Source organism: Paraburkholderia sp. C35 (genome assembly GCF_003121405.1).
Lineage (GTDB): Bacteria > Pseudomonadota > Gammaproteobacteria > Burkholderiales > Burkholderiaceae > Paraburkholderia.
Window position 1 is genome coordinate 32,142 of sequence record NZ_QBUY01000043.1, and the last position, 13,471, is coordinate 45,612.

13 protein-coding genes are annotated in these 13,471 nt (G+C 63.4%); 6 read left to right on the plus strand and 7 right to left on the minus strand.

Features of this window, described 5'->3' with window-relative positions; genetic code table 11:
* Positions 1–141: 141 nt before the first annotated feature.
* Positions 142–342 carry a hypothetical protein gene (locus DK391_RS23635; protein WP_109480447.1) on the minus strand — a complete coding sequence of 67 codons (201 nt, stop codon included), beginning with the start codon at positions 340–342 and terminating at the stop codon, positions 142–144.
* Between the two features lie 615 nt (positions 343–957).
* Between DK391_RS23635 and cobA the strand changes: the two genes are divergently transcribed.
* Positions 958–1,719: a uroporphyrinogen-III C-methyltransferase gene (gene cobA / locus DK391_RS23640; protein WP_109480417.1), complete on the plus strand. Its 762-nt coding sequence runs from the start codon at positions 958–960 to the stop codon at positions 1,717–1,719.
* 6 nt (positions 1,720–1,725) lie between these two features.
* Here the strand turns inward: cobA and DK391_RS23645 are convergent, their stop codons facing one another.
* A complete protein-coding gene (locus DK391_RS23645; RefSeq protein ID WP_109480418.1) occupies positions 1,726–2,304 on the minus strand; it encodes a CBS domain-containing protein in 579 nt (192 codons plus the stop codon).
* A gap of 149 nt (positions 2,305–2,453) precedes the next feature.
* Between DK391_RS23645 and mnmH the strand changes: the two genes are divergently transcribed.
* Complete coding sequence (gene mnmH, locus DK391_RS23650; protein WP_109480419.1) at positions 2,454–3,536, plus strand: tRNA 2-selenouridine(34) synthase MnmH; 1,083 nt, start codon at positions 2,454–2,456, stop codon at positions 3,534–3,536.
* Between the two features lie 11 nt (positions 3,537–3,547).
* Here the strand turns inward: mnmH and DK391_RS23655 are convergent, their stop codons facing one another.
* Together DK391_RS23655 and DK391_RS23660 are read right to left on the minus strand one after the other, a co-directional pair.
* Complete coding sequence (locus DK391_RS23655; protein ID WP_109480420.1) at positions 3,548–5,890, minus strand: bifunctional diguanylate cyclase/phosphodiesterase; 2,343 nt, start codon at positions 5,888–5,890, stop codon at positions 3,548–3,550.
* 269 nt (positions 5,891–6,159) lie between these two features.
* Entirely contained in the window at positions 6,160–6,870 is a 711-nt protein-coding gene (locus tag DK391_RS23660) for a GNAT family N-acetyltransferase (protein WP_239482928.1), read from the minus strand.
* 46 nt (positions 6,871–6,916) lie between these two features.
* On the opposite strand from DK391_RS23660, the gene DK391_RS44955 reads away from it, so the two are divergent.
* Both DK391_RS44955 and DK391_RS23665 read left to right on the plus strand, forming a co-directional pair.
* Positions 6,917–7,063, plus strand: a complete 147-nt coding sequence (locus DK391_RS44955; protein WP_167528684.1) for a hypothetical protein — start codon at positions 6,917–6,919, stop codon at positions 7,061–7,063.
* Positions 7,064–7,100: 37 nt separating this feature from the next.
* Positions 7,101–7,691, plus strand: a complete 591-nt coding sequence (locus DK391_RS23665) for a hypothetical protein (RefSeq protein ID WP_109480421.1) — start codon at positions 7,101–7,103, stop codon at positions 7,689–7,691.
* A gap of 120 nt (positions 7,692–7,811) precedes the next feature.
* Here DK391_RS23665 and DK391_RS23670 read toward each other — a convergent pair whose 3' ends face one another.
* Entirely contained in the window at positions 7,812–10,058 is a 2,247-nt protein-coding gene (locus DK391_RS23670) for a TonB-dependent receptor (RefSeq protein WP_109480422.1), read from the minus strand.
* A 205-nt stretch (positions 10,059–10,263) separates the two neighbouring features.
* Here DK391_RS23670 and DK391_RS23675 point away from each other — a divergent pair, with 205 nt between their 5' ends.
* Positions 10,264–10,611: a gamma-glutamylcyclotransferase family protein gene (locus DK391_RS23675; protein WP_109480423.1), complete on the plus strand. Its 348-nt coding sequence runs from the start codon at positions 10,264–10,266 to the stop codon at positions 10,609–10,611.
* Between the two features lie 129 nt (positions 10,612–10,740).
* Positions 10,741–11,280, plus strand: coding sequence for a hypothetical protein (locus tag DK391_RS23680; RefSeq protein ID WP_109480424.1), 540 nt, complete (start codon positions 10,741–10,743; stop codon positions 11,278–11,280).
* A gap of 28 nt (positions 11,281–11,308) precedes the next feature.
* On the opposite strand, the gene DK391_RS23685 is transcribed toward DK391_RS23680, so the two are convergent.
* A complete protein-coding gene (locus DK391_RS23685) occupies positions 11,309–11,704 on the minus strand; it encodes a hypothetical protein (RefSeq protein WP_343225443.1) in 396 nt (131 codons plus the stop codon).
* A gap of 293 nt (positions 11,705–11,997) precedes the next feature.
* On the minus strand, positions 11,998–13,419 hold the full coding sequence (locus DK391_RS23690; RefSeq protein ID WP_109480426.1) for an aldehyde dehydrogenase family protein: 1,422 nt from the start codon (positions 13,417–13,419) through the stop codon (positions 11,998–12,000).
* Positions 13,420–13,471: the final 52 nt, after the last annotated feature.

The window sequence follows — 13,471 nt, forward strand, 5'->3', positions numbered from 1 at the left end:
GCGCGCAACGCATGCAACGTGCAATGTGGGTCCGTCAACAGTAGCAGACATTCAAGTGCAGAGCAGCGTCAGCACGCTGACGGCTGCTGTCGACATGCAACGCACACACCCGCTCATCCTGCCAGCTTCGCCAAGCCGATCTCAACCCGCGCAACGTGCCGTGCGCGCGGGTCTCCACGACACGCTGCGGCGCATCTGCGCGCGCTTGCCGCGCCGCTCTCTCGAACGCTCGGGACGCAGGCTCGCACCGTCGCGCAAGCCGTCTTCATCGTGCGTCTCTGGGCTCGCCGATGCCTTGTCTCGCGTGAGGAAGCCGATCAGTGTCGAGATGCGCTGCTTCATGTTGTCTCCAGTCTGCTTTCGCGCGTTGGCGTGCCATGCGGCGAACGTGCGTAGATAAACAAAACGCGAACGGCGTCCCGTCAGCCCGGTACGAAACCAGACCGAGGGGACGCCGTTGTCCAATTCAATGCTGCTCAAAGACCTGCTCAGGCGCGGCATCGCCATTGATGCCGCGGGCGTCTGATGATGCAAGCGGCGTGCCATGCGTTCGCGTACCGGCACGGCCTGTTGCGCCGATCGCCGCGCGAGTCATCATGGAGCGTTGCGGCACTGCCGTGGTGCGTTGCAGCACAGGGCGAGTGCGCTCGCTGCCGATGCCATGCTGTTGTCAACACCGCCTGCCGCCACGCATGCATGGCTTGCGCAGCCAGACCCGCTGAGCGTCAACCGGCCTGCCATGCCGATACATCACAGAGACTGGCCTCGTTCTTGCAACTTCACTTCTGCCGGCAAAGGCGCCGGCATCGACAACACTCTGGGCGCGCAACATCGCGCGCGCGGCAATCGACACAGGCAAGATCAGTCAGGACAGCGGCGTCCCCTTCGTGCATGCACGGACGGGACGCCGTTTTGCATTGGCGGCCACGACTCGACAATCAGGCGATGGAGAACAGGATGAACACAGGCAAAGTCACACTCGTCAGCGCCGGACCCGGCGACCTCGATCTGCTGACCTTGCGGGCAGCCAGAGCGATCGGCGCGGGCGACGTGCTGCTGATCGACGACCTCGTGAACGAAGACATCGCGACCCTGAAAGCATCTCACGCGCGCATCGTGAAGGTCGGCAAGCGCGGCGGCTGCAAATCGACGCCGCAAGCGTTCATTCAGCGCCTGATGCGCCGCTATGCGCTGCAAGGCAAGCACGTCGTGCGCATCAAGGGCGGCGACGCGCTGCTGTTCGGCCGCGCTGGCGAAGAGATCGCGGACCTGCGTCGCGCCGGGATCGATGTCGAGATCGTCAACGGGATCTCATCGGGTTTCGCGGCAGCGGCCGGGCTGGGCGTGTCGCTCACGCATCGCGATCACTGTCAGGGCGTGATCTTCGTGACTGCGCATCTGCGCGACGGCACGGAACCCGACTGGGCCGCGCTCGCGGCAACAGGGATGACGCTCGCGATCTACATGGGAGCGAGCCGCATCGACCGCATCAGTGAAGCACTCGGCAGCACGCTCGCGCCCGATACGCCGGCAGCCATCGTGCAGTGGGCAGGCACATCGCGCGAGCGGCGCGTCTGCGCGACGCTGCGTGACATCGCAGTACGCGCCACGGAAGAACAGATGGCTAGCCCGGCTGTGATCCTGATCGGCGGCGCGATTGGCGAAGCCATCGACCACGTGGCCGCGCGCAGCGAGCCGCTGCGTCAATTGAGCGCGTGAGCAGCGCTACACGCTGCCCGGATAACCCGTCATGATCCTGACGATATCCGCCTGAGTCAGCATGCCGACCACGCGCCCGCTTTGCTCCACCACGGGTAAATGATGATGGCCGTTGCGAGCGAACAGCGGGATGACTTCCGTGAGCGGCGTAGCGGCATCGACGGAATGAATCTGGGTCGACATCACCGTCGTAACCGGCCGCTCGCGTCGTTCGGCTTCGGGTGCCGTCGCAACGGAAGTAAGCTTCAGAAATGGCAGCACGGCGTCGAGCGGTTGCAGATCGACGTGCGTGACGACGCCCTGCAGCCGCCCTTCTGCGTCCACCACGGGCAAGAGTTTGATGTGGTGCGTATCGAGCGCTTTCAGCGCGCCGCCGATCGTCTCGCTCACCGTCACCGTGATGGCAGGCTTGCGCATCACGTCCGCGCAGGTGAGTTGCAACAGGCCGCGCAGATACGCCTGCCGCTGCAGTTCATCGAGCAACGCCTGACGTTCGTTCCGCCCGGCTTCACCGTTGCCGGGGTCCGCCGCGGCATGAGGCCGCTGGGTTCCGAAACACCAGTTCAAAACCGACGAAATCGACATGTTGCGCCTCCACCTCTGCAGCTGACACCGCCTTACGACACTTTACATCATAACGTGAGATATTTGCCTTTGAAGGCACACAGACACAAGAAACGGGCGTGCGATAATCAGCCGATACGCCGCGCCGCGGCAGCACTTGGTTCAAACCCTTGAACTCGCTTCTCGTCCCGCTCGATCAGATGGCGGAATTCGATGAAATCGTCGATGTCCGCACGCCACTCGAATTCGCCGAAGACCACATTCCCGGCGCGATCAACGCGCCTGTGCTGTCCAACGAGGAGCGCGTGATCATCGGCACGATGTATGCCCAGGTGTCGCCGTTCGAGGCAACGCGGCAAGGTGCGGCGATGGTGTCGCGCAACATTGCCGCGCATCTGGAAACCACCTTCGCTGATCGGCCACGCAACTGGCGCCCGCTGGTCTATTGCTGGCGCGGCGGCAAGCGTTCGGCGTCGATGACAACGTGGTTCAATCTGATTGGCTGGCGCGCGCGGCAACTGGATGGCGGCTACAAGACGTATCGGCGCAATATCGTCGAATTGCTTGAAGCGCTGCCGCGTGACTATCGCTATATCGTGCTGGCGGGCCATACGGGTAGCGGCAAGACGCGTTTGCTGAACGCGCTCGCGGATGCCGATGCGCAAACGCTCGATCTCGAAGCCCTCGCGGCACACCGCGGCTCGCTGCTCGGCACGATCCCGCATGCGCCGCAGCCTTCGCAGAAAGCGTTCGAGACCGCGCTGGTCGGTGCATTGCGCGATTTCGACCCGAATCAGCCCGTGTTCGTCGAAGCGGAGAGCCGCCGCATCGGCTCCGTTTCTTTGCCCGTCGCACTGACGGAGCAGATTCATCGCGGTTCATGTGTCACGGTGGAAACGCAGCGCGACGAGCGGATCCGCCTGCTACTGCAGGACTACGCGCATCTGTTCGACGACCGCGACCTGTTCAAGGCGCAACTCGCGAAGCTGGTCGAATTGCATGGCCGTGTACGCATCGGCCAATGGCACCAGATGATCGACGACGATCGCCGCGTCGAACTGTTCGAGCAGTTGATCGATCTTCACTACGATCCCGCCTACGCACGCAGCACCGGCAAGCATTTTGCGCGGCTGCCTGAATCGCTGCGTTTTGCGCTGCGGCCCACGGATTCTGATCTGCGTGATCAGGCTCGCGCACTGCTCACGCAACTGCATTCGAGCGCCGGCGAGCCGGCGCTCCCGGCATCACGCTAGCGCGGCGCGCATCACCAGTGCTCGGCCGTCGGCCAGGGCAAGCGCTGCAGCGACCAGTCCAGTTCGGCGCCGACCACGCAGCGCCCCGCCTCCGATTGCAGCGCGACCGTCACGGCGATGCATGGACGTCCGCTCGCCAGCGACAGATACGGGCTGCTCGTGATCGGCACGCCCGGCCTCAACACGGCGTTGCGGAAATACGGCCGGTGGTCCCAACGTGCATCGCGCGGATTCGCGACGGGATGCAGCGACCCACCATCGATCCCCGCCGCCTTGCCCGTCACTTCCAGCCCGATCTGACGGCCCGTATCGTCGAGCACGAAGCAGCTGATGCATAGCTCCATCTGCGCGAGATCGTAGAACGCATCGTTGAGCGGGATGCCCTTGAGCCATGCGTCGACACCCTTGTCGAGTGCGCGTCGGTACGGCAGCACTTCCGATTCGAACAGCGCATGCTGATGCGCGCGCCCTTCCGCGATCACATCGAACGCGTGATCGATGCGGCGATGCACGGCATCGGGCGGCGTGACGGATGCCGCCGGACGGCCCAGCAGATAACCCTGCGCAAAATCGACATTCGACTCGACGGCGAGAATCAGTTGCTCCGTCGTTTCGACGCCTTCGACCACCACCAGCATGCCCGCCTGATGCAGCAGCGATACCAGCTTCGGCAGGATCGGCTGATCCGCGCCGGGGCTTTTTGCGCGTATCAGTTCGCCGTCCAGCTTCACCAGATCGGGACGGATGCGCAGCAGCCGGTCGAGATTCGAATGACCGGCGCCGAAATCGTCGACGGCAATCAGAAAGCCGTGATCGCGATACTGACTGGCCGCACGCGACATGTCGTCCACGCTGCCGCCGTGCGATTCGAGCAGTTCGAGCACCACGCGCCCCGGCGGAATGCCCGCCGAACGCGCGATCTGCGCAAGCTGGTCCGGATAGCCGTCGGCGACGAAGGTGGCGGGCAGAATGTTGAGGAAAACCCACGCGTCGTCGGGAATCAGGCGGCGCGCGTTGCCCAGATGCAGCGCATGACTGGTGCGGTCCAGTTCGCCCTGGTCGGTGAACGGCTTCGGCGAGAACAGCACGGCGGGCGGCACTTGCGCGCCGTCTTCGCGCTCGCCGCGCAACAGGGCCTCGAAACCGACCTGCTTCTGGTGCGACAGGCTGTAGAGCGGCTGGAAATGTGAAGTGAGCCAGAAGTCGTCCCACTGCTGGCGGATCGGTTGCGAGGCGGCGCCGTCGGTGTGATCGTGCGTCCATGTGAGGCGCACGGGATCGACGAGGGTCGCGCGCTCCGCGCACACGCGGTTGCGCCCGGAATACTTCGCGCGCAGCAGCGCCTCGTCAGCGCGATCGAGCAGTGCCATTACGCTTTCGCCCGGCCGGTATTCGGCCACGCCGAAACTCGCGCTCAACTGCCCGTCAGGACGCGCGATACGGCCGATCGCCGCGCGCAGCGTTTCGGCAAGCTGCGCAGCGGGCCGCAGCGCGGCATCGTGCAACAGCGCAAATTCTTCACCGCCGATGCGGCTCACGATATCGCCGTGTGCCGTCAATTCCTTCAGCACGCGCGCCACATCGGACAGCGCCTGATCGCCCACCGCGTGGCCGAACTGGTCGTTGAGCGACTTGAAGTAATCGATGTCGAGAAAGATCGCGCTGACCTTCGCGCCCTCGTCCAGCTTCGACAGGCGCAGCGCCGACTGTTCGAGAAACGCGCGGCGGTTTTGCAGGCCCGTGAGCGGATCGGTCGCGGCGAGCCGCGCAAGACGGTCTTCGAGCAGGAAGTGATTGCGCCGGAACCAGTAGAAGCCGAAGTGAAACACAGCCGAGGTCGGCACCGCGATCAGAATCCACATCCAGCACACGATGCCGACGTCGCCGCGCGGATGCGGCAAGCTCAGCAGCAGCGGCGTGCCTGCGGCGAAGAACAGCACCGTGCCGACGCAGAAGTGCGCGGGCGTGAGCCACAGCGGCGCGGCACACACCGAGATCACCACGATCGCGGGCAACGCCCATAACAGCGGCTCCGCCAGGCCCGTGACGTTCAGCGCGATGCCCACCAGCAGCACCAGCGTGTACATCACGCCGATACCGCCGAATACCCACGTGCTCTTCGTACGCGGTATCGCGAACACGAGCAGCGCCAGCGCGAGCGCGCACGCAAGCCGCCACGCAAGCGGCACAGCCGGTCCCTCGACGAGGCTGCGCGCGCACGCGAAGGTGATGTACGCGACGACGGTAAACGCCATCGTCACGGTTGAAAGGGGCCGCTGGTGTTCCAGCGAACGTCGGTGAAACCGGCTTCTAAATCCGGCGTCGGACGTGTGTTCCGTCGGGGAGAAAAGCATTATCTACTCAGGCCAGTTTCGCTCACTCTGCCGATGTATAACGGCAGCAAAGGCCTGAGGTTAATACTTCACATGAATTCGCACACGCCGGCGGTCAATGCCGGCCGTGTATGTGCGTTTGACATTTAACGTTTGTGGGTGCGCAGAGTTTGCATCGAATGCAAATCAAGTTGCAGTTGCAACCTTTTATTCCCTTTATGTAGGAAAAAACCGCGCCATAGGCAGTCAAAGTGGCGGACGCTGCAATTGCACCCAGCGTTGCAATCGACTCACAGCACGAGTTCGAGAAAGCGCGTTCCCGCTACAGGATGCGCGTAGTACGGAGCCGTCTCCCTGAACCCGAGACGTTCATACAGGTGTTGCGCGAAAGCCGTTTGAGGCACCGAATCTAACACGAGCTTCCTGAAACCCAGCGCCTTCGCCTTGTCGATCACCTCGGCCATGAGCTTCTCGCCGAGCGCAAGCCCGCGATAGGCAGGGCGCACGTAAAGGCGCTTCACTTCGGCGACTTCGTCCGAATGCCGCAGCAGCCCGCCACAGCCTGCCAGTTCCTCGCCCGCGTCCGCGATAAAGAAGATGCCTGAAGGCAACGCATACGTCTGCTCGAACGCCTGCATCTCGTCTTCGAAGCCCCGATACGACAGATCCATATCGAGCCACTTCACATACTCGCGAATGATCTCGACGAGACGCGCAGTGTCGCCCGGAAAAACGGCTGCGCGGATCTGCGGCAGCACCCGAGGCCGTTCCGTCGTGGTGAACGTAGTGGAAGCCGTCATATTGCCCTCGCGCTGGATATCCGGATCGACCGTACGGCACGCAGCGTAGCGCGTCCGACGGCGCGCAGTCTTGAACGTTTGTGCGCGCGCCGTCGCGTGCGGCTTATGTCCGCGGGGTATGTCTTCCACTTCCTCACGCACACGCAACTTCTCGTAAGCAATCGGCGTTATCGCCCGTTGCTCGCCCGAATGCGCGCGCACGCGGCACCTATGCTTGCACGTCGAGACTATCTGCACCGAGGGGCCAATGCGCTTTACCACTGTTTCCATCCTGCTCGCGGCCGTGCTCTGCCTGCAAGGATGCGCGACGTCGCTTCAGACCTTCATGCTCGGCGGCCTGGTCGGCGCGGCGGCGGGCATTAGCGCCGTGACGTGCGTCGTCGTATGCCACTAGCTCAGTTATCAGCCCCGTTATCCGCTCCTGCCTGCCGATGAAGATCAATCGCTACGTCGTGGCCGCGTTCGGCCTGCTTGCGCTTACCGATGCGCATGCCACCAGCTTCAACTGCGCGAAAGCGCATTCGCCGGCGGAAACGCTGATCTGCCACGATGAAGGCCTGTCCAAAGCCGACGACGAACTCGGCAAGCTGTTCCGGCTGGCGCGCAAGCAGGCTGCCGATCCGCGCGCATACCGCAAGGACAGCGACAGCAAATGGGCATGGCGCGAGGAAAACTGTCGGGACATCGCCTGTCTGACCGACTGGTACTCGACGCGCATCGAAGAGATTCGCGAGCAGCTGCACACGCCCTCACCCGACGACGAGCATGCCAGACCCGTCGATGCCGACCTCGCCGCGGTCAGCAAGCCCGCCGTCAAACCGAAGGCACTCGACACCCAGGCATTCAACCGCGACGTCCAGCAATGCACGGCGACGACGCAGGATCTCATGCCGCCCGTGCAGTGCAGTAACGTGCTGGAAAAGCACTCGCAATGGCAGGCGCGTGACGCTGCATCGGATGGCTGGTTCTGCGGCGTGGCGATGGTCGCGCCGCCTGCTGCCGACGGCAGCGCTGCACAGTAGTCACAGCGGCGGCGCTTGCTGAAACACGAAACACACAACTCGCAGCAATCAGCACAGCCCAAAACAAAAAAGCTCGAACGTCGAAACGTTCGAGCTTTTTTCGTTGCGTCTACAACAGGATCAGAACTGCAGCGTCGCGCTCGCCACCGCCGTGCGCGTTGCACCCGGCAGCGCGTAATAGCCGTATGCAGCCGTCCAGTAATGACGGTTGAACAGATTGTTGATACCCGCGCGGAACGTCACGTCCTTGCCCGCGATGCGCGTATCGTACTTGCCACTCAGATCGAACAGCGTGTAGGCCGGCGTGAACTGCGTATTCGCCGCATCGACAGCCATATTGCCGACATACTTGCCGCCGAACGCGAGCGTCAGCTGACGCAGATACGACGGGTTGTATTCGACGCGGCCCGTCGCCGTGAAGCGCGGCGTCGAGTAGACGCGCTTGCCTTCGATCGAAGCATCGTCGATATCGACGGCCTTCGCATTCAGCCACATCACGCCGCCAAGGAAACGCCAGTCGTTGGCCAGTTGCAGCCAGCCGCTCGCATCGACGCCCGTGTAGCGCTTCTTGCCGCTCTGCACGAAGACGTTCTCGGTGTTGGTGTACTCGTAGCCCTGATCGACGCGGAACAGCGCGATATTGGCACCCCACTTCTGGTGATCGGTCTTGTAGCCCACTTCATACTGCTTGCTGCGCAGCGGCCCGAAGGTCTGCCCGTAGTTCACGTTCAGGTTGCTCGCCGCGCCACCCTGCTGCAGCGATTCGACATAGCTCGCATAGACCGTCGAATACGGATCGGTCTTGAACATGATCGCCGCCGTCGGCGTGACGGGGCTTTTGCTGTAGCCCGCGCTGACCGTGTAGTCGGTGTTATATGAAGTCTGCCTGAACTGCGTGTAGCGCAGGCCGAGCAGCACCGACAGACGCGACGTGATGTCGACGGTATCGCTTGCGTACAGCGCGCTTTGCGACGTGTACGACTGGCGATACATGTTCTCGCCGATATGCACTTCGTCGTTGGTCAGCAGCGTGCTGGTGTACAGATTGCCGATGCCGAGGCTGTAGCCGTCGTTCCAGCCCGTGCTGTTGTCGTACACGCTGGTCTGCGTCTGATAGCCCGCGCCCAGCACGAGGTCATGCTTGACGCTGCCCGTGTTGAACTTGCCTTCCACCATCGCATCGACGTTCTGGTAGAAGTAGCGCGTGAGCGCCGCGTAGAGCGTGTTCGAGTAGTCGCCCGCGTTGTCGTAGACGTACAGCAGGCTGTCCGAGTTGTAGCGGTTTTCCTTCGCAAAACGGTACTTCAGGCTGGCGTGCCAGTTGTCGTTGATCCGGTAGTCGAGGCCCGTGCCGAACGACGCCATTTCCGTTTCGTAGTAGTTCTGCGGCTGCGTCAGGTTGTGGCTGATCGTGCTCGCATCCGGAATGCCGACGCCCGAGCCGAAGTACATCGCGAACAGCGTGCCGTTCGTTTTGCGCTTCTGGTAGAACGCATCCATGCTCCACGTGAGATCCGGCGTGATGCGGAAATCGAGCGCGACGGACGCGACCTGGCGGCGCAGATGGCCATTCGCCTCGGCAGTATTGCCGTCTTCGTTGACGAGGTTGAAGCGGTAGCCGAAGCGGTCGTCGTTACCGAAGCGTCCGCCCACATCCAGCTTTTCGCTGAACACACCCGCCGACTGATAACCCACCGACACGCTGCGATACGGCGTATCCGTCGGCCGCTTGACCACGTAGTTGACGATACCGCCCGGCGAGCCGAAGCCGTACATGAAGCCCGACAGCCCCTTGAGCAACTGCACCTGCTCGCACGGCTCCAGCGGAAGATCGGTGTCCCACGAGGGGAAGCTCTGGCCGTCCACCTTCACGCCGTTGAGCATGTCGATCTGCAGGCCGCGCACGCTGAACGCGGAGTTTTCAGCCGTCGCGTTATCGCCGACGATCGTCACCGACGGGTCGTACTTGAAGAGATCGTTCGCGGTGTTGGCGAACAGATCTTTCGCGTCCTCGCTCGTCTTCACGTTGGTCGAGAACGGCGTATCCACCTGCGCGCGCGTGCCGAGCGCGCCGGCGCTGATGTTTTCGGTGTCGGTTGCCAGATCGCGTTTGGCCGCGACCTTCACGGACGGCAGCGTCTTGTCCTGCTGCTGCGTGGACTGCGCGTTCGTCGTTTTCGTCGTGTCCGTCGAATCTGTCGCGGCTTGCGCCCACGCCGCCGACGTCACCGACGACAACGCGACACCCGCGCTGACCAGAAGCGCCGCACCGAGCGGCAGGCGCGTCGCGCCCGGCAAGCGGCTGGCGCGGCGGACTAAGGCACGCGCGCCGGCGGCGCGCCCCGTGAAAGGCGTGTGGTCTGTCATGTCGTCGTTGTCGTTGCGCGCGTGGCGCTGTTAAGCGGATTGAAAGCGCGCAATCTTAATAAGATTTATTCTCATTTGCAACAACGGTGTCACATTTTTGCTTTCTGAATCTTTCTGGCGGGAACTCCGGCGACGGTCGCGGGCGCCCCGTCACCCGCGACGGTAGACTCCTTGCTGGTTCGAACCAGGAAAAAGGAGCCTTCACTTGAGCACGCCCGACATCGTCTATCTCTTCTCGTACGGCACGCTGCAGGATCGCAACGTGCAGCTTTCGAGCTTTGGCCGCGAACTGGCCGGCCGCCCCGATGCGCTGCCCGGCTATGCGCAGACCATGCTGGCCATCGCCGATCCGAAAGTCGTGGAGATCAGCGGCAAGACGCATCACCCCGTGGTGCGCGCGAGCGGCAATCCCACCGACGAAGTTGCAGGCACGGTCTTCGAGATCACCCAGCAGGAATTGCTCGCCGCCGACGAGTACGAGGTATCGGATTACAAGCGCGTGCTCGTTACGTTGAAGTCGGGCACGGACGCGTGGGTCTATATCGCCGCTTAAAAGCGGCGTTCCCGGCATAACAGGCACGGCCACTTTGCTTACCGGGCCTTACGAGGCCTCAAGTTGTGCGCGCAAGCAGACGTTAGCGCCATCAGTGCAACTTGTTTTCGCGACTGAAGGAGGCGTGCAATGGTAAGCAGTGTCGGATATGGGACGGCTTCTTCGCCGTCTACGCAACGCGCCTCCGTGTCCGGCGAAGCATCGGCGCAAGCCGCGCAATCCCAGGCGGTGAGCGCGGCGGACGCCACACAGAACAACGCAAAGCAGGACGCCGCGACGAAGCCCGCGCAACCCGGCGTGACGGTCAGCATTTCGCCGGAAGGCGCGGCGGCGGCTTCGCGCGCACAGCGTGTGGAGTCGGCGGCTCAGACGGACGGCGGCGCGTCGGCATCATCGGCGAGTGCGAATGCAAGCAGCGGCTCGGCGGACTCAGCCGCCGTCGTCAACGGCGGCGACAACGCGACGGCAGACACATCAGCAACCAGCGCAACCACCGACAGCGCCGAAGCCACCACCAGCGGCGTCTCGCCTGTCAAGGCATTCGCGTATGGTGCGTTAGGACTGGAGCGGCCCGATCAGCCGCAACACGAGCGCAATGCCTTCTACACAGCAGGCAAATGGCTCGCGGCGGGCCTGACGATTGGAGGATTGATCTCGCTGCTCGCATGATGCGCGCAGCGAGCGAAACAGCCAGGCTTTAGCGCTTCGGCGGCACCACGGGATGCTTCTCGAGCGTATCGACATCTTCGTCGAGGCTCTTGCGAATCGTGTCGATTGCCTGATCGACATTGGCGGGCTTCAACTGGTTGCGCGCCAGCGCCAGATAGACGTAGTGACGCAAGGCAGGATCGTGCGTCTTCGCCAGCACGTCGTGATAGACGGCATTCATATCGGCATCGCGCCCGCTCATGTCGTAGAGACGTTGCAGGTGCTCGAGATCGTTGATGACCGCAAAGCCGGGACCATGCGGCGGCATGTCGTGCGGCGGGCCATCGTGACCGACGCCTTCGTGCGGCGGCGGAAAATCGGGTGCAGGCTGCACTTGCGCGTGAGCAGCAGACGTCAGCGCGAGCAGCGCGGCGAGAAGAGACATTCGTTTCAGCGAGATCATGGCGATCGGCAGGCATCGCGCCTGCCCTTGCGGTAATGAAGGTGCTGAAACGATAGCAACGCGGTTCCCGCGATGGGAGATCCGCCGCGGGACGCTCGCTTACGCAGGCTTTCACGTATCACATGCGTACTGGCTCGATAGCGAACGCCTGCACGCGCCGCGCTACGCCCAGCCGGTGCGCGCGGCGCATCGGCGCCGCTAATACGAGACAGAAAAAGAAAGGCGGCGAAAGACATGGCGTCCTTCACCGCCATCGTCGACGGATCAGAAAACGCTCACAGCACGCCGAGCAGCGCCTTCGGTTCGAGAAACGCTTCGATTCCGTACACGCCGTATTCGCGACCGATACCCGACTGCTTGAATCCGCCGAACGGAGCGGCAGGCTCATGCGCGAGCGTGTTGACCAGCACGCGTCCCGCTTCGAGACGCGACGCCACTTGGTGCGCGCGCGCCTTGTCCTGCGAAAACACGTAGGCCTGCAAGCCGTAGTTCGTGTCGTTGGCGATGCTGATTGCCTGTTCGGTGTCGTCGTAGGCGATGATCGACAGCACCGGCCCGAAGATTTCTTCGCGCGCGATCGTCATGTCGTTGGTGACGTCGCTGAAAACCGTTGGACGCACGAACCAGCCCGCGTCGAGACCCGCTGGACGACCTTCGCCGCCCGCGATCAGACGCGCGCCTTCATCGATGCCAATGCCGATATAGCGCTGCACACGTTCCCACTGCTTCTGGCTGACCATCGGACCGATCGTGGTGGCGGGATCACGCGGATCGCCCGATCGTGCACGCGCCACTTCGTCGCGAACGCGCGCCTCGAATTCGGCAAGCCGCCGACGCGGCACCAGAATGCGCGTGCCGGCAATGCACGCCTGCCCGCTGTTCATGAAGCCCGCGTTGATCACGAGCGGCACGACCTGCTCGAAGTCGGCGTCATCGAGCACGACGGTGGGCGACTTGCCGCCCAGTTCGAGCGTCACGCGCTTGAGCGTGTCCGCGCCCGTGCGCAGGATGGTCTTGCCGACCGCCGTCGATCCCGTGAATGAAATCTTCGCGACATCGGGATGCGAGCTGATCTGCGCGCCGCCGGATTCGCCGCGTCCCGTCACGATGTTGAACACGCCCGGCGGCAGGTCGGCTTCGTGCAGCGCCCGCGTGACGATCTGCGTTTGCAGCGCGCTCATCTCGCTTGGCGTGATGCCGGTCGTGCAGCCCGCCGCCAGTGCAGCCGCGAGCTTGCCGCAGATAAAGCCTGCGTTGCTGTTCCAGGGCGTGATCAGCCCGGCGACGCCCAGCGGTTGCATCACCACTTCCGCCGTGCCCGCGTGCCGCGTGAGCTCGTACTGCTCCAGCACCTTCGCGGCCTCGCTCAACACGTTGCTCGCGTGCTGCGCCATCCAGCGGCCACGCGAAACCGGCGCGCCGTATTCCTCGACGATCGCCTCGTAAAGCTCGTCTTCTTTCGCGACGACGGCGGCATGCATGCGTTTGAGCATGTCGATGCGCGCCCGCTTGCTGGTGCGCGAAAACGCCGGAAATGCGCGCTTTGCCGCGGCGATCGCGTCGCGGGCGTCCTTGGCGTCGGCGAGACGCACGCGGCCGATCACGCGCTCCGTCGCCGGGTTGAACAGGTCGAACCATTCTTCGCCGTGCGGCGTGACGAACGCGCCGTCGATGTAAATCTGATCAATCGTATGCATCTCGTATCCCGTGACGTGCCTTGCAGTGCCACCAAGATACCGACGCGCGATT

What these genes read in the sequence shown, in the direction of transcription:
- DK391_RS23635 (WP_109480447.1), bottom strand. Translation starts at nt 342, where the DNA reads ATGAAGCAGCGCATCTCGACACTGATCGGCTTCCTCACGCGAGACAAG.
- cobA (WP_109480417.1), top strand. Translation starts at nt 958, where the DNA reads ATGAACACAGGCAAAGTCACACTCGTCAGCGCCGGACCCGGCGACCTC.
- DK391_RS23645 (WP_109480418.1), bottom strand. Translation starts at nt 2,304, where the DNA reads ATGTCGATTTCGTCGGTTTTGAACTGGTGTTTCGGAACCCAGCGGCCT.
- DK391_RS23655 (WP_109480420.1), bottom strand. Translation starts at nt 5,890, where the DNA reads ATGCTTTTCTCCCCGACGGAACACACGTCCGACGCCGGATTTAGAAGC.
- DK391_RS44955 (WP_167528684.1), top strand. Translation starts at nt 6,917, where the DNA reads ATGCGCTTTACCACTGTTTCCATCCTGCTCGCGGCCGTGCTCTGCCTG.
- DK391_RS23665 (WP_109480421.1), top strand. Translation starts at nt 7,101, where the DNA reads ATGAAGATCAATCGCTACGTCGTGGCCGCGTTCGGCCTGCTTGCGCTT.
- DK391_RS23670 (WP_109480422.1), bottom strand. Translation starts at nt 10,058, where the DNA reads ATGACAGACCACACGCCTTTCACGGGGCGCGCCGCCGGCGCGCGTGCC.
- DK391_RS23680 (WP_109480424.1), top strand. Translation starts at nt 10,741, where the DNA reads ATGGTAAGCAGTGTCGGATATGGGACGGCTTCTTCGCCGTCTACGCAA.
- DK391_RS23685 (WP_343225443.1), bottom strand. Translation starts at nt 11,704, where the DNA reads ATGTCTCTTCTCGCCGCGCTGCTCGCGCTGACGTCTGCTGCTCACGCG.
- DK391_RS23690 (WP_109480426.1), bottom strand. Translation starts at nt 13,419, where the DNA reads ATGCATACGATTGATCAGATTTACATCGACGGCGCGTTCGTCACGCCG.